Here is a 15,477-nt window from a genome sequence, read left to right as displayed (position 1 = left end):
TACTTATTATGTTTACAGTTGAATTACTTGTCTTCTTTTACTTCTTCAAACTCAGCATCAACTACATTGTCTTTCTTCGCGCCAGCGTCTTGTGCACCTTGCGCACCTTCTGCTTGACCAGCAGCTGCTTGAGCTTGCTCGTATAATTTAACAGTTAATTGTTGTACAATTTCTTGTAAAGCATCTTTTTTCGCACGAATTTCTTCAAGCTCGTTTTTCTCGATTGCAGCTTGTAATGCTTCTTTCGCTTCTGTTGCTTTTGCAACTTCAGCTGCATCTACTTTACCTTCTAAATCTTTTACAACTTTGTCTGTTTGGAATACAAGTTGGTCAGCTTCATTACGAAGTTCAACTTCTTCCTTACGTTTTTGGTCAGCGTCAGCATTTGCTTCCGCTTCTTGTACCATACGTTCTACTTCTTCATCAGAAAGACCTGAAGAAGATTGGATTGTAATAGCTTGCTCTTTGCTTGTTCCTAAGTCTTTCGCACGTACGTTAACGATACCGTTCGCATCAATATCGAATGTTACTTCGATTTGTGGAATACCACGTGGTGCTGGTGGAAGGTCAGTTAATTGGAAACGACCTAACGTTTTGTTGTCAGCTGACATCGGACGCTCACCTTGTAATACGTGAATGTCTACTGCTGGTTGATTATCAGCAGCTGTCGAGAATACTTGTGACTTACTTGTTGGAATTGTAGTGTTACGCTCGATTAATTTCGTGAACACGCCACCCATAGTTTCAATACCTAAAGAAAGTGGAGTTACGTCTAATAATAGAACGCCTTCTACATCACCAGTAAGTACGCCACCTTGAACTGCAGCACCTAATGCTACAACTTCATCAGGGTTTACACCTTTATATGGCTCTTTACCAGTTTCACGTTTAATAGCTTCTTGTACAGCTGGGATACGAGTAGATCCACCAACAAGAATAACTTTATCTAATTCGCTTGGAGCAAAACCAGCGTCTTTTAATGCACGACGAGTTGGCTCTAATGTTCTTTCAACAAGACCTGCTGAAAGCTCTTCGAATTTCGCTCTTGTTAACGTTAATTCTAAGTGTAATGGACCGGCAGCTCCAGCACTAATGAATGGTAATGAAATTTGAGTTTGTGTTACACCAGAAAGATCTTTTTTCGCTTTTTCAGCTGCATCTTTCAAGCGTTGAAGCGCCATTTTATCTTGGCTTAAATCAATGTTATTTTCTTTTTTGAACTCAGCTACTAAGTGATCGATGATAACTTGGTCAAAGTCATCGCCACCAAGACGGTTGTCACCAGCAGTTGAAATAACTTCGAATGTGCCGTCTGCTAACTCAAGGATAGATACGTCAAATGTACCGCCACCTAAGTCATATACTAAGATTTTTTGTTCTTCGTCTTGTTTTTCTAAACCGTAAGCAAGTGCTGCTGCTGTTGGCTCGTTAATGATACGCTCAACTTCTAAACCAGCGATACGACCAGCATCTTTCGTTGCTTGACGCTCTGCATCGTTGAAGTATGCAGGTACTGTAATAACAGCTTTCGTTACTGTTTCACCTAAGTATGCTTCAGCAGAAGCTTTTAAATTTTGTAAAATGATTGCAGAAATTTCTTGAGGTGTATAATCTTTACCTTCAACTTCTACTTTGTAGTCTGTACCCATATGACGTTTAACAGACATGATTGTATTTGGGTTTGTAATTGCTTGGCGCTTTGCAACTTCCCCAACTTGACGTTCTTCATTTTTGAAAGCTACAACAGAAGGTGTTGTGCGGTTCCCTTCTGGATTTGGGATAACCTTTGGTTCTCCACCTTCCATAACAGCTACACAAGAGTTTGTTGTACCTAAGTCAATACCGATAATTTTACTCATGGCGAATCCTCCTAGTTTTATGTAAATTATTGATTTACTTTTACCATTGATGGGCGAATCACACGGTCTTTTAATTTATAACCTTTTTGGAATTCTTCCACAACCGCGTTTGATTCAAATTCACTATCTTCCACTTGCATAATAGCTTGGTGTTCATTAGGATCAAACTGTTTACCAACAGCTTCAATCACTTCCACACCTTCTTTAGTCAGCGCTTCTAACAATTGACGATGCACCATCTCCATACCTTGTAACAATGATTTCGTTTGCTCATCAGTCGCTTCCACTTGCATTGCTCTTTCAAAATTATCAAGAGCTGGCAAGATGTCTGAAACTAGACTTTGTGCTCTATATTTTTCAGCAGCCTGTTTATCCATTTGGACACGGCGCTTATAATTTTCAAAATCAGCTTGTAGACGTAATGTGCGACCTTCCGTTTCCGTTAGTTTCGCTTGTAACTCATCTACTTTTTCTTGTAAAAGAGCAGCCTCACTTTTTTCTTCTACAGTTTCTTCACTGTTTTCTGGCGTGACAGCTTCTTCAACTTGCGCTTCTTTTACTTCTTCTACCACTTGTTCGTTACGCTCTTCCACAATATTCACCTCCTTAAAAGGTATTAGGTATCATGCATAGCATGATTACCTAATCATTATATATTACACACAGCAATGAAAATTTCATCACTTGAGCGAATGTATTACTCTCATTTACTTTTTAAGCCCATCAGTAAATTGTCTCGTAAATAACTGTAACAAACTAATTACACGAGAATATTGCATTCTCGTAGGACCTAAAATAGCAATTGTTCCAAGTTGCTCTTCGCCAATCGAATATGTTGCAGAAATTAAACTACAATCCTCCATAGCCGTCGAAGAGTTTTCCCTACCAATTTTCACTTGAATCCCGACTTGTTTATGACGCAAAATGTCATAAAATTCGGCTTCATTATCAATCATGGTAAGTAAAGATCTAACCTTTTGAATGTCATGGAACTCTGGCTGCGAAAGCATATTTGCTTTTCCTCCAAAGTATATCTTTTCCGATAACGGAACTTGAAATGTACCATCCAACATTTTTATTGCACTATCGTAATTATGAACATACCCACGTAAAACTGTAACAATTTCCTTAAAGATTTTATTATGAAGTTCTTCCATCGGTACGCCAGATAGCTTTTCATTTAAAATATTAACCATTTTTTCTAAATCTGATAAATCAACAGATTCCGGAACGGTAATCGTTTTACTTTGTACATGCCCTGTATCGGTTACAATAATAGCGACTGCAGTTTGACGATCAAGCGGCACAATTTGTACATTTTTAAGTTTATTTGTACTTAACTTCGGTCCAAGAACAATTGCCGTATAATTCGTAAGTTCTGATAAAATTTGAGCAGATTGCTGTGCAATTTTTTCCGCTTCAAAAATTCTTTCAGCAAATAAATCTTTAATTTGTACAATTTCAGCGTTCGGTAAGTTTTGCGGCGCTAAAAGATGGTCTACATAAAATCGGTAGCCTTTCTCAGAAGGAACACGTCCAGAAGAACTGTGCGTTTTTTCAATAAAACCTAATTCTTCTAAGTCCGCCATTTCATTTCGAATAGTAGCTGAACTAAATGTGATTTCATCTTTTTTAGCCAACGTTCTAGACCCAACGGGCTGCGCTGATCCAATAAAGTCATCAATAATTGTTTGTAAAATTAAGAGCTGACGTTCCGTAAGCATCTCATCATCACCTCTGTTAGCACTCTTTGTCTTTGAGTGCTAAATCTATTAATAACTTACCAAAATTGACATTCAATTGTCAACGGAAACGTCACGAAATAATGAAACTTTTTCACGCCTATGGAACATTTAATTAGTCAATCAAAAATGATTGGAATACTTCATTCCCTAATAATTTTCCTTTTCGCGTTAAACGCACATGTCCATCTTCCTCTTCAAGCAATCCCTGCTCTTGGTTGCTTTGTAACTGCTTCGCGAAAACTTGATCCATCTCTACATTAAATTTATTGCGGAACGCCGTTTTAGAAACACCTTTTGTTTTTCGAAGCCCTAAGAACAGCTCTTCTTCCATTCTTTCTTTCTCCGTCACTTTGTGAACATCTAAATACGGAAATCCTGTTTCATCAATTTTATTAAAATATTGCTTCAGAGGACCAACATTTTGAATACGTTCTCCGTTCACATAACTATGAGCTCCAGCTCCAAATCCATAATACTCTTCATTATTCCAGTATGTGAGATTATGTCTACTTTTATTGTCACCTTTTGAGAAATTACTAATTTCATACTGGTTATAACCGTGTTTCTCCATTTCATCCATTACTATTTCATACATTTTCGCTTCATGGTCTTCACCCGGAAGACGTAATTTCCCTTTGTTCATTAAGTTATAAAACACTGTTTTTGGCTCCACAATTAATGAATATGCCGAGAAATGTTGTACACCAAGCGTAAAAGCAATATCTAATGTTTCTTTTACATCTTCTATCGTCTGTCCTGGCAAAGCATAAATAATATCTACATTAATATTTTTAAAGCCTACTTCCTGTGCCTCTCGAATCGCGAGGAATGCATCTTCCCTCGTATGCTTGCGCCCGATCTTCTCAAGAAGTTCATCACGGAACGTTTGCACACCAAAACTAATTCGATTTACTCCACCTTCTAGCAGTACATTTAGCTTCTCTTTCGGTAAATCTCCTGGATTCGCTTCAAATGTTAATTCACAATTCGGGGCGAACGGACGCAAATGACGATTAATAATCTCGAGTAATTTTTTTGTCTGTTCCATATTTAACGCTGTCGGAGTTCCCCCACCCACAAAAATCGTTTTCATACTATCAAATGGAACTTTTTGAACCGTATTTATTATTTCCTTCTCTAAATAATCTAAATATTGATCAACCGGTTGGCGTTCAATAAACACTTTATTAAAATCACAATAGTGACAAATGTGCTGACAAAATGGAATATGAATGTATGCAGCTTGTACCAAATATAACTCCTACCTTTCTAAAAAGAAAACCTCCGCACTCCGGAGGGTTCTCTACTTCTCTAACGTATTACGAATTTGTTCCATTCGCATTTTTCCCCAATCATACATCATTTCAACGATCGGTAAAAGTGACATGCCTAGTTCCGTCATATAATACTCAACGCGAGGAGGAATTTCGGGATATACTGTCCGATCAACAATCCCATCTTCCATTAACTCTTTTAATTGGTTCGACAAAACTTTATGAGAAATGCTTGGGAATAACCGTTGTAATTCACTGAAACGATGCGGCCCTTCCACACCAAGATGCCACAGTATCACAACTTTCCACTTTCCACTAATAATAGAAAGCGTCAATTCCTTTTCACAATTAAAATTACCATTTTGTATTTTATCTTGAATATCTTTTCGAATATTTTCGGACATTAACAATCTCCTAACTCTATATGAACTAAAAAGCTCTCTCATTATTGTAAATGAGAGCTGCTCAGATGTCTAAAAAGTAATTATACAGAAAAAAGAAGCCGCACAAACGACTTCTTTTTTATTTCAAATATTAGTTGTCATCCATTTTCAGTACAGCCATGAATGCCTCTTGCGGTACTTCTACAGAGCCAACAGACTTCATACGTTTTTTACCTTCTTTTTGCTTATCAAGAAGTTTACGCTTACGAGAAATGTCACCGCCGTAACATTTTGCAAGTACGTTTTTACGCATCGCTTTAATTGTAGAACGTGCTACAACTTTATTTCCGATAGTCGCCTGAATTGGCACTTCGAACTGTTGTCTCGGAATTAATTCTTTTAATTTCTCTACGATTACTTTACCACGGTCATACGCTGAATCACGGTGTACGATAAATGATAAAGCATCCACTTGTTCATTATTTAAAAGAATATCCATTTTCACAAGTTTAGATGGCTTATACCCAATTAACTCGTAGTCAAATGATGCATACCCTTTCGTATTTGATTTCAATTGATCGAAGAAGTCATATACGATTTCTGATAACGGGATTTCATATGTTAATGTAACACGCGTTTCATCTAAATATTGCATATCAATAAACGTTCCACGTTTACCTTGGCAAATCTCCATTACAGCTCCAACATAGTCATTCGGAACCATAATTGAAGCCTTCACAAACGGCTCTTCTACACGATCGATAGACTGTGGATCTGGCATATTAGATGGGTTATCAACAATAACATCTTCACCGTTAGTTAAATAAACTTTATAAATAACGCTTGGCGCTGTTGTAATTAAGTCAATCTTAAATTCACGTTCAATACGTTCTTGAATGATTTCCATGTGAAGAAGCCCTAAGAAACCACAACGGAAACCAAATCCTAGCGCTTGAGATGTTTCTGGTTCAAACTCAAGAGCAGAATCGTTTAACTCTAATTTTTCTAATGCATCACGTAAATCGTTATAACGAGCAGAGTCAATTGGATACAGACCACAGAATACCATCGGGTTTAACTTACGGTAACCTGCTAACGGCTCTGCAGCTGGACGTTTCGCATGTGTAATCGTATCACCAACACGTGTGTCACCAACATTTTTAATCGATGCTGCTAAGAAACCTACATCACCTACTGTTAACTCGTCACGTTGCGTAGTTTTCGGTGTAAATACACCTACTTCTGTTACTTCAAATTCTTTACCCGTTGCCATCATACGTACTTTATCGCCAACTTTTACTGTTCCATTTACAACACGGATATAAGCAATTACACCGCGGTACGGATCATATAAAGAGTCGAAAATCATACATTGTAATGGCTCTTCTGAATCACCCGACGGAGCTGGTACTTTTTCAACAATTTGTTCTAAAATTTCTTCAATACCAATTCCAGCTTTCGCAGAAGCAAGTACCGCTTCTGATGCATCTAAACCAATTACATCTTCTACCTCTTGACGTACACGTTCTGGATCCGCACTCGGTAAGTCGATTTTATTAATAACTGGTAAAATTTCTAAATTATTATCAAGCGCTAAGTATACGTTTGCTAACGTTTGCGCTTCAATACCTTGCGCTGCATCTACTACAAGAATCGCGCCTTCACAAGCCGCTAAACTACGAGATACTTCGTACGTAAAGTCGACGTGTCCTGGTGTATCAATTAAATGAAGAATATACTCTTCACCATCTTTTGCTTTATAGTTTAATTGTACTGCGTTTAATTTGATTGTAATACCACGCTCACGCTCTAAATCCATAGAGTCAAGCAACTGAGCTTTCATTTCACGTTGTGTTAACGCGTTTGTTTTCTCTAAAATACGGTCTGCTAACGTTGATTTTCCGTGGTCAATATGAGCAATAATAGAGAAATTACGAATTTTGGACTGTCTTTTTGCTCTTTCTTCTTTATTCATCTATGTTCTCAACTCCTAATAGTCTCGCCAATATACACTAGCACTGATTATATCAATAGAGCAACAAAGATTCAATGAAAACTCGTGCTGCTTACGATACAAATCATTCTATCTATATCTTATGCGAATAAACCATAAGAGACAAACCCTTTTCAAATTTTAAAACGGCTGTCTTACAAACCAGTAAAACAACCGCCTCCCATGTTACTCTTAGCTAAAAATTCCTTTTATTTTCCCAACAACGATATCCGTTCCGAACTTCGTCATTTCATAAGCTACACTTGCTACTGCCATCCCAATTCCTTCTACAACATTAAAACTTCTTAAACGTTCTAACTGTTGTTGTTTTTCTGAGGCCGAAAACGAGCTACCCAAAATTTCTGATTCAGCACCTGTACTTTCTGTCCCTGTCATATGAGCTATTTGTTCATATGACAGTTGCTGATAGCCTTTCATACTTTTCAAACCATGATTAGCAAGTGCCACTCCTGCTATCATCATAAGTAAACATAAAGCCACACTACATATACACAAAAGCGTAAAGCGACTCAAACGATAATCATCTGTTCCCCTCAATGTGTATATGCTCCCGTATTATCTTGATCAATTTGATGATGCAGCGCCGCATTTAAACCACTCGCTATTACATTCGCCATATCCTCAATAAAAGTATCTACTTCTTTTGGGGTTACCATTAAATTATGACCAAGAGGAGATAGCACTTCATAAATCAGCCTTCTTTTTTCTTCTTCTCCCAACGTGCCAACAGCACCTAAAAACATATTTCTGCTCTTTTCATCCGGCATATCTTCTTCCGTTAATTTTTTCTTTTCTCCAAATGAAAATCCCGCTGGTAACAAAGAGCGTGAAGGTTTATTTCCTTCTTTCATCTCTCGGCCGAAATGTTTCAAAATAAAATCAATCGTATCACTTGTAATCGAAACAGCATCGACCACAGTCGGAACACCAATCGCGATTACAGGGATACCTAATGTGCCTTTACTTAGTTCTTTACGTTTATTCCCAACCCCCGATCCGGGATGAATTCCAGTATCAGAAATTTGTATCGTGCTATTTACTCGTTCAATAGAACGGGCAGCTAATGCGTCAATCGCAATTACAAAGTCCGGGTTCGTCTTCTCAATAATCCCATAAATAACATCGCTCGTTTCGATCCCTGTAATTCCCATTACCCCCGGCCGAATTGCACTAACAGGCCTAAACCCTTCTTCTACACTTTCAGGCTGTAATTGAAACAAATGTCTCGTTACTAATACATTTTCTACAACTATCGGTCCAAGAGCATCTGGTGTTACATTCCAATTCCCAAGACCTACAATTAAACAGCTTGCTTCTTTTGTAACGCCAACCTCTTCTAAGAAATTAGAAAATTCTTTTGCAAAAATACGCTCCACTTTTTGTTGAAGTTCTGTATCTTGCTGACGTATACCTTGAACTTCAAGCGTTAAATAATTTCCAGGCTTTTTACCCATCGCTTCAGAGGCAGCTTCATCAATTGTTACTTTTGTAATTATAGTCCCCTCTTCTTCTCTCTCTTTTACAATAACTCCCTGTATCCCTTTTTGTTCCTCTTGGCTTTCTTGCAACATTTGATGGGCTTCTACAGCAAGGTCAGTTCTAATGCTATATTTACTTAAATCTAATGGTTCTTTCATCGTATCTCCTCCGTAATTCATAGTAAATATCGTTAGATTTCCCAAAGTTATATAAGGTCATTCTTTCCTTTACGTGAAATTTCATGGATATACTATTGCAATTCTCTTCACCGTTTGATAGAATATCACTTGTTCTATGTAAGAATCGAGTCATTCGATTGCACCAGGGAGGTGAAAAGTATGGCAAACATCAAATCTGCTATCAAACGCGCTAAACTTAGCGAAGAGCGTCGTGCACATAACGCTTCTATCAAGTCTGACATGCGTTCTGCTGTTAAAACTGTAGAAGCTTTAGTTACTAATAACGATCTTGAAAATGCTAAAGAAGCTTTCAAAACTGCTTCTAAAAAACTTGACAAAGCAGCTCGTAAAGGTCTTATCCACCAAAACGCTGCAGCTCGTCAAAAATCTCGCTTAGCGAAACAAGTAAACGCGTAAGGCGTTTAAAAAACGATCCATTTGGATCGTTTTTTTATATACAAAAAAGTTCATGTACTTAGTACATGAACTTTTTTGTGTCATCACATATGATTTAATCGCATTAAGAAAAACTCGAGCACAAGTTTCTTATCCATCTTTCCCGTCTTCATACTATAATCAGCTTCCGCTAATTCTATAATCACTTTTTTTAATTCTTCAAAAGAGAAAAACTTCGTTTGATTCATTGCCAACTTCACGCGATACGGATGTACACCAATATGAGACGCAATTTGATTTTGTCCATAACCACGTTGCTGTAGCTCTTTCACTTGATACAACAAGCGGAATTGACTCACTAATAACGCAAGCAATTTAATCGGCTCTTCCTGCTGCGTAAATAATCCATCCAAAATTTGCATTGCACCTGCAATATCTTTTTTCACCACTTTTTCTGTCAAAGCGAATACATTTTGCTCAACGGATTTTGGTACAAGCTCTGCAACAAGTTTCGTCGTAATCTCTCCGCCCATACCAACGTATAACGTTAACTTGTCCATTTCCTTCGCCAACATTGTTACATTACTTCCCACAAGCTCTAGCAACAAACTAACAGCCGTGTTATCAATATGCACATGCACTTCATCTGCACGAGCAACAATCCACTTCTGAACATCCTGTATTTGCATCGCATTTGCTTCTACTACATCTGCTGTTTTCTTTAATAGTTTTGTAATTTTTTTTCGCTCATCAAGTTTTTCGTAAGGCGCAACAAAAACAAGAATAGAAAATGGAGAAGGTTCACCAATGTATTCTTCTAAAATTTTTATATTTTGCTCTAACTTTTCTTTTTGCGAAGTCAAAAATAGCGGTGATTTTATTAACAGTACTTTCCGTTCTCCGAAGAAAGGAAGCGTACGCGCATCCTCAACCACATCTTCTAAATACGCTTCTTCTAAATCGTATGTCACAACATTAAACTCTCGATCTTCTTCTTCAAGTGCTTCTGTCGTAATAAGCTTTATCGTTTCATTTATAAAAAAAGCTTCCGTTCCATATAGTAAATATAACGGAGCAAACTGTTTCTTTTTAATTTTTTTATGTATATCACTCATACTTTTTCCTACTCCCTAACTTGGCAATATATATTTATACTAATGCCCTAGCTTTTGTTTTACAAGTACAAAGGAACAGGCTTTATAACCCGTCCCTTTATTTATATTAAACGCCACGCAATAAGCCCCGGGTTTCTTATTGGTGTGCGGTAATCACCTTCCCTTTATTATTCGCAATAAAAATTTGAGTATAAGTGCCAACTGTTAACATGCTTGGAAACGAAAAACTCACATTACTTCATGATTTAAAAGTAGCAAAAAAGCTCGTTTTCTCTTCATATGGAAATTGTAGATTTTTTTCTGACAATATTTTATACTAAAGTGGAATGTTGGGGAGGGATTCTAAATGAATGATTTTGAACAAAACGTTCAAAGTAAACGCAATGACGCTATTGATTCAGGGGTAGGATTTATCGTCTCATTTGGTTTTTTCGCAACACTTTTCATCATTGCAACTGTTATTAAATTTATCGGTTCTTAAAGACTGCCACTTCATGGCAGTCTTCTCTTTTTCATCTATTATGTGTTTTATCATATGTGATTTTACTTTTAAAGGTTCCATTTTCCCCTTTAAAAACATAGGAAATAGCACCTTGCTTGTCCGTGCGCCATATCGCACTCCCCATCTTCTCAAAACGCTCTATCACTTCTTTATGCGGGTGTCCATACCTATTCTGCTTACCAACAGATATAATCGCTACACGAGGCTGTATGACGTTCAAAAAAGGCTCTATAGATGACGTATTACTCCCATGATGAGCAACTTTTAAAACATCCACTTGTAAATCTGGATATGCCTCTACTAAAATCTTTTCCCCTTCTTCTTCCAAATCGCCTGTAAATAGCCACTTCAACCCTCCAAGTTTTGCCCATATTACAATTGAAGCGTTATTTTCGCTTTTTTCTTTTCCTTTTGGAGCTAAAACGAAAAATTCCGCTTCATTTACACTCCAACTCGCCCCTTCCCCCACTTCAGTTATTTTCATTTCCTTTTCTAATGCCTGTTTCTTGACTACTTTTTCTAATACTGCATCTTTTCCCTTTCGGCCAAATACCACTTCTTTTACAGGTATATATGATAATAATTCTTGCGCAGCACCTATATGATCTGCATCTCCATGCGTTACGATTAATTTATCAATTGTTTTAATACCTTCTTTTTGTAAAAAGGGTATTAAAACATCATTCCCAACAGAAAATTCATGCTTTTTTTGTTGCCATTCTTCCTTATTCACACGAAGCGTTCCACCTGTATCAATAAGATAAATCCCTTTATCATACGGAAGGCGAATTAATATTGCATCACCTTGTCCAACATCAATAAATGTTACACTTCCGCTTCCTCTAAAATATGGATATACATAATGACATGTGCTAATAAAAATAAATACACTCGCAACTATACAAACCATTTTTTTCGGCGCTCTTCTTTCCCAAACCATCAATATACTGACAATACTCGCGCAATATACAGCTACAAGATTGAAGGGCGTTTCCCCGAAGATAAGCTGGGTAAAGGGTAAACTTTCACAATAACTTAGAAAATCATTAGACATACTCAAGCCTATTGATAATACATCCGCAAATCCTTTTGCGAGAAACGGGACAATTGGCATACACAGTAAAATAATAATGCTACATGGTAATACAATGATAGATAAAAACGGAACGTATAAGAGATTGAGGAGAATGCTATATGGAGAAAAATAACCAAAGTGATATAACAAAATCGGAGTACTAACGAGCTGTGAAATGATAGAAATATAAATAGAATTTCGGATTACTCCGTTGCTACTCCCTAACAATAACGGAGCAGACAAAAGTAAAGCGAAGCTACCTACAAAAGAAAACTGAAATCCAATATTAAAAACAAGATAAGGGTCATATATAAGCATACATATAGCTGTTACACTTAAAGCATCTAAACTAGATAAACGAATCGAGCACATAAAAGCAATCAACATCAAAACCCCTGTTATAGAAGCTCTTATAACAGAGGGTGAAGCCCCTGCTAAAACCATATACAAAGGAATACAAATGATAAGGCAAATTGTTGCTACCTCCCTCGTCGCACCGCTTCTTAGCAAAATAAAATATACTATCACCATCAACAATACAATGTGTGAACCTGAAATTGCTAACAAATGTACAAGACCAAATTGTTGATATTGCTCTTCCACTTCAAACGTCATTTGTTGTCTATCACCAAAGAGTAATGCATTCATAAAAGCACCTGATTGCTCTGGAAACATTTCTGTAACTTTCGAGATTGCTTGTTGCCTTAAAAGAAGAATCCATTGCGTGAGCGACAATGATGTTTTATAGCATTCAGAAATATATGTAGCCTTAAATGTGAAATGAATATGTTGCTTGTATAAATAATCACGGTAATTAAAACCATGAAAATTCCGAGCTGTTTCCGGTTCTTTCCTCTCACCCTCGAATACACATGATATCCCTGCGTATAATTGTTGCATTTTTTTCTTTTCCAAAGCTGATTTTATTCTATAACTTAACTGCACTATATTTTTATTCTGATCTTCAAATTGAAAAGATAGGCGATCCCCATTAACAAGCGGTGTGTTTTGTATAACCCCTCTTGTAACTGCATAGGGCTTCCCTAGAGGCTTATTCCATACTTGAACATAGGAAGTATATATAACGCTACTAAAGCACGCTACAATACAAAGAATGAAGGTTTTACGCGAAGTGCGATATAAACAGAAGAAAACATTTAAAAAGAGGCAAAAAACTATCAATAAAAGTGACGAGGAAAAGGCAATTGCAATCCCTATTATAAACGAGATTGCAACATACCCCCATTGTTCTTGCAACTTATACTCACTCCTTATAGCATCATTTTTGCTTTCGTGAATACATGCTGTAATTCTTCCATTGATAAATTATCTTTTTCTAAAGACGCAAATAATTCTTTCAACTCTGTATAACGTTTTTGATCCTCTAATGCAGCAATATCATATTCTAGCGGAACGTGTTTCACTGTTACATTCGCTTGTTCAAATAACTCTATGGCGTATGGATGATTTTTATAATCCTGCGCATAATAAACCGCTGTAATACCACTTTGAATAATTGCCTTACAACATTGTAAACAAGGGAAATGCGTAACGTAAATTTCTGCTTCCTCTGTTTTCGCACCAAACTTGGCACATTGTAATAAAGCATTCATTTCGGCATGAATTGTCCGAACACAATGATTATCGATTACGTAACAACCATCATCTATACAATGTACGCCACCTTTAATTGAACCATTATATCCACCAGCAATAATTCGTTTATCGCGAACGATTGTCGCTCCTACCGCAAGCCTTGTACATGTACTACGCAAAGATAGTAGATGGCTTTGCGTCATAAAATATTGATCCCATGAAATTCGTTCCATATTTTTCACCTACTTTTTTGTCTACTTGTAGTGTAGCGAAAGAAGAAAAACTTCGTCAATCTTTTACGGAATAATAATTTGATCTTTTATCTTTTCAAGAGACTTCGCGCCAATTCCATCAATCTCTAATAAATCTTCTATTTTCTGAAACGGACCATGTTCTTCTCGATATTTCAAAATACTTTCTGCCTTTCGAGAGCCAATCCCTGTAATTTTTTCTAGTTGTTCTTTCGCCGCTGTATTTATTCGAATCTTGCCATCTTCCTTAGAAGAAGTAAGCACCCCTTGTTCTGATTCATTTTTACTCGGTATATAAAGAAGCATTTGATCTTGTACAATTTGTGCTAAATTCACTTTTTTCATATCTACTTCTGATAAAAAACCACCAGCCTTTTGAACCGCGTCCTTTACGCGATCTCCTTCCTTCATTTCATATACCCCTTCTTTACTAACCGCTCCTTTCACATCAATTATAATTGTTCTTTTCTGTTCCTTTGTATCCGATATTTTCGGTTTACCCTTTTTTTCGATCTCCTTCTCTTGTACATTCATTGTAATAGGCATTCGTTCTACACTCTGATTCGTTTTCCAAAAAACAAGAAAAAGTAAAGTTCCAATAATAGCTACTAAACCTAACCACTTTTTCGGAAAATCCCACATCATTTTACACCTCTAATCATAAATTTATAACATCATTCATATTGTTTAGGAGAAAGCTGTTACGAAGGAGGGATGAAACTTTGAACATAGGAATTATAGGGACAGGAAACATGGGGAATATACTAATCGATGCATTTTTAGAAACCCGTGCTGTCAAACCTTCGTGCCTTACAATCATTAATCGGACGCCTGCAAAAGCATATCATATAAAAGAAAAATACCCTTCTGTTCATATAGCAAAAACAATCCCGGAAGTAATCGAACAATCACAACTTATTTTTATTTGTGTCAAGCCGATAGATATATACCCTATCCTAAAAAAATACGCTGAACATTTTTCTGATGAAACGTGCTTAGTTTCTATTACAAGTCCAATATCTCCATCACAATTAGAGACTCTCGTACCTTGCCACGTCGCGCGTATCATTCCAAGTATCACAAATCGCGCGCTCTCTGGCGCCTCACTATTTACATTTGGAGATAATTGCTCTGAAGAATGGCAACAAAAACTACTTCGTCTATTCAAAAACATTTCTACACCTCTTGTAATAGAAGAAGATATAACGCGCGTTTCATCTGATATAGCAAGTTGCGGTCCTGCTTTCTTTAGTTATTTACTACAATGCTTCATTAACGCTGCTGTAGATAAAACAAATATTACACACGAAGAGGCTACTACTTTAGTAAGTGAAATGGTCGTGGGGATGGGGAAATTACTTGAAAAAGAAATCTTCACATTACCTACCTTACAAGAAAAGGTTTGCGTGAAAGGCGGCGTTACTGGGGAGGGCATTCGGGTTTTAGAAGAGCACGTTGGAGATATGTTCCATAAGTTAATCGAGCGAACACATGAAAAATTTGATGAAGATTTAGAATGCGTTGATCAGCAATTCAATAAACACACATAATAAATACGTCATTTTCATTCCAAATCCTTTTTATAAATACTTACTTTTTTACAATACAT

Annotated in this window: 15 protein-coding genes; 3 read left to right on the top strand and 12 right to left on the bottom strand. The window is 36.8% G+C overall.

Annotated features, from left to right (window positions below; translation table 11 throughout):
* Window positions 1–23: 23 nt before the first annotated feature.
* From dnaK to gpr, 8 genes are all read right to left on the bottom strand, one after another.
* A complete protein-coding gene (gene dnaK / locus MR136_RS02180) occupies window positions 24–1,859 on the bottom strand; it encodes a chaperone protein DnaK (RefSeq protein ID WP_000034700.1) in 1,836 nt (611 codons plus the stop codon).
* Window positions 1,860–1,885: 26 nt separating this feature from the next.
* Window positions 1,886–2,452 (bottom strand): nucleotide exchange factor GrpE, encoded by a 567-nt coding sequence (grpE, locus tag MR136_RS02175; protein ID WP_000392711.1) that lies wholly within the window; start codon window positions 2,450–2,452, stop codon window positions 1,886–1,888.
* Between the two features lie 114 nt (window positions 2,453–2,566).
* On the bottom strand, window positions 2,567–3,583 hold the full coding sequence (gene hrcA, locus MR136_RS02170) for a heat-inducible transcriptional repressor HrcA (RefSeq protein ID WP_000954941.1): 1,017 nt from the start codon (window positions 3,581–3,583) through the stop codon (window positions 2,567–2,569).
* Window positions 3,584–3,716: 133 nt separating this feature from the next.
* A complete protein-coding gene (hemW, locus tag MR136_RS02165; RefSeq protein ID WP_000249433.1) occupies window positions 3,717–4,856 on the bottom strand; it encodes a radical SAM family heme chaperone HemW in 1,140 nt (379 codons plus the stop codon).
* Between the two features lie 51 nt (window positions 4,857–4,907).
* Window positions 4,908–5,282 carry a winged helix-turn-helix transcriptional regulator gene (locus MR136_RS02160; protein WP_001293539.1) on the bottom strand — a complete coding sequence of 125 codons (375 nt, stop codon included), beginning with the start codon at window positions 5,280–5,282 and terminating at the stop codon, window positions 4,908–4,910.
* A 130-nt stretch (window positions 5,283–5,412) separates the two neighbouring features.
* The gene (gene lepA / locus MR136_RS02155) at window positions 5,413–7,236 is read right to left on the bottom strand and encodes an elongation factor 4 (RefSeq protein ID WP_001030951.1); all 1,824 of its coding nucleotides are present in this window, start codon (window positions 7,234–7,236) and stop codon (window positions 5,413–5,415) included.
* Window positions 7,237–7,446: 210 nt separating this feature from the next.
* On the bottom strand, window positions 7,447–7,812 hold the full coding sequence (locus tag MR136_RS02150) for a YqxA family protein (RefSeq protein ID WP_001215037.1): 366 nt from the start codon (window positions 7,810–7,812) through the stop codon (window positions 7,447–7,449).
* Window positions 7,809–8,912 (bottom strand): GPR endopeptidase, encoded by a 1,104-nt coding sequence (gene gpr / locus MR136_RS02145; protein ID WP_000662619.1) that lies wholly within the window; start codon window positions 8,910–8,912, stop codon window positions 7,809–7,811. The genes MR136_RS02150 and gpr overlap by 4 nt, the downstream gene beginning before the upstream one ends.
* 180 nt (window positions 8,913–9,092) lie before the next feature.
* On the opposite strand from gpr, the gene rpsT reads away from it, so the two are divergent.
* Window positions 9,093–9,350 (top strand): 30S ribosomal protein S20, encoded by a 258-nt coding sequence (rpsT, locus tag MR136_RS02140; RefSeq protein ID WP_001274011.1) that lies wholly within the window; start codon window positions 9,093–9,095, stop codon window positions 9,348–9,350.
* Window positions 9,351–9,433: 83 nt separating this feature from the next.
* Here the strand turns inward: rpsT and holA are convergent, their stop codons facing one another.
* A complete protein-coding gene (gene holA / locus MR136_RS02135; protein ID WP_001279917.1) occupies window positions 9,434–10,444 on the bottom strand; it encodes a DNA polymerase III subunit delta in 1,011 nt (336 codons plus the stop codon).
* A gap of 346 nt (window positions 10,445–10,790) precedes the next feature.
* Between holA and MR136_RS02130 the strand changes: the two genes are divergently transcribed.
* A complete protein-coding gene (locus tag MR136_RS02130) occupies window positions 10,791–10,925 on the top strand; it encodes a YqzM family protein (RefSeq protein ID WP_000997609.1) in 135 nt (44 codons plus the stop codon).
* A 31-nt stretch (window positions 10,926–10,956) separates the two neighbouring features.
* Here the strand turns inward: MR136_RS02130 and MR136_RS02125 are convergent, their stop codons facing one another.
* The 3 genes from MR136_RS02125 to MR136_RS02115 all read right to left on the bottom strand — a co-directional run bounded on the left by MR136_RS02125 (window position 10,957) and on the right by MR136_RS02115 (window position 14,513).
* Window positions 10,957–13,278: a DNA internalization-related competence protein ComEC/Rec2 gene (locus MR136_RS02125; protein ID WP_061457712.1), complete on the bottom strand. Its 2,322-nt coding sequence runs from the start codon at window positions 13,276–13,278 to the stop codon at window positions 10,957–10,959.
* 14 nt (window positions 13,279–13,292) lie between these two features.
* Window positions 13,293–13,850, bottom strand: coding sequence for a ComE operon protein 2 (locus tag MR136_RS02120; protein WP_000439769.1), 558 nt, complete (start codon window positions 13,848–13,850; stop codon window positions 13,293–13,295).
* Between the two features lie 63 nt (window positions 13,851–13,913).
* Entirely contained in the window at window positions 13,914–14,513 is a 600-nt protein-coding gene (locus tag MR136_RS02115; RefSeq protein WP_000989932.1) for a helix-hairpin-helix domain-containing protein, read from the bottom strand.
* A gap of 77 nt (window positions 14,514–14,590) precedes the next feature.
* On the opposite strand from MR136_RS02115, the gene comER reads away from it, so the two are divergent.
* Window positions 14,591–15,418: a late competence protein ComER gene (comER, locus tag MR136_RS02110; protein ID WP_001020554.1), complete on the top strand. Its 828-nt coding sequence runs from the start codon at window positions 14,591–14,593 to the stop codon at window positions 15,416–15,418.
* Window positions 15,419–15,477 lie beyond the last annotated feature (59 nt).

Source organism: Bacillus cereus group sp. BfR-BA-01311 (assembly GCF_022664295.1).
Lineage (GTDB): Bacteria > Bacillota > Bacilli > Bacillales > Bacillaceae_G > Bacillus_A > Bacillus_A cereus.
Note: the sequence above shows the minus strand (reverse complement) of the source record. Positions and strands in the feature narration are given on the sequence as shown.

Excerpts from the sequence above, each read along its gene's own strand:
- dnaK (WP_000034700.1), bottom strand. The coding sequence starts at position 1,859 with ATGAGTAAAATTATCGGTATTGACTTAGGTACAACAAACTCTTGTGTA.
- hrcA (WP_000954941.1), bottom strand. The coding sequence starts at position 3,583 with ATGCTTACGGAACGTCAGCTCTTAATTTTACAAACAATTATTGATGAC.
- MR136_RS02160 (WP_001293539.1), bottom strand. The coding sequence starts at position 5,282 with ATGTCCGAAAATATTCGAAAAGATATTCAAGATAAAATACAAAATGGT.
- lepA (WP_001030951.1), bottom strand. The coding sequence starts at position 7,236 with ATGAATAAAGAAGAAAGAGCAAAAAGACAGTCCAAAATTCGTAATTTC.
- gpr (WP_000662619.1), bottom strand. The coding sequence starts at position 8,912 with ATGAAAGAACCATTAGATTTAAGTAAATATAGCATTAGAACTGACCTT.
- rpsT (WP_001274011.1), top strand. The coding sequence starts at position 9,093 with ATGGCAAACATCAAATCTGCTATCAAACGCGCTAAACTTAGCGAAGAG.
- holA (WP_001279917.1), bottom strand. The coding sequence starts at position 10,444 with ATGAGTGATATACATAAAAAAATTAAAAAGAAACAGTTTGCTCCGTTA.
- MR136_RS02130 (WP_000997609.1), top strand. The coding sequence starts at position 10,791 with ATGAATGATTTTGAACAAAACGTTCAAAGTAAACGCAATGACGCTATT.
- MR136_RS02120 (WP_000439769.1), bottom strand. The coding sequence starts at position 13,850 with ATGGAACGAATTTCATGGGATCAATATTTTATGACGCAAAGCCATCTA.
- MR136_RS02115 (WP_000989932.1), bottom strand. The coding sequence starts at position 14,513 with ATGATGTGGGATTTTCCGAAAAAGTGGTTAGGTTTAGTAGCTATTATT.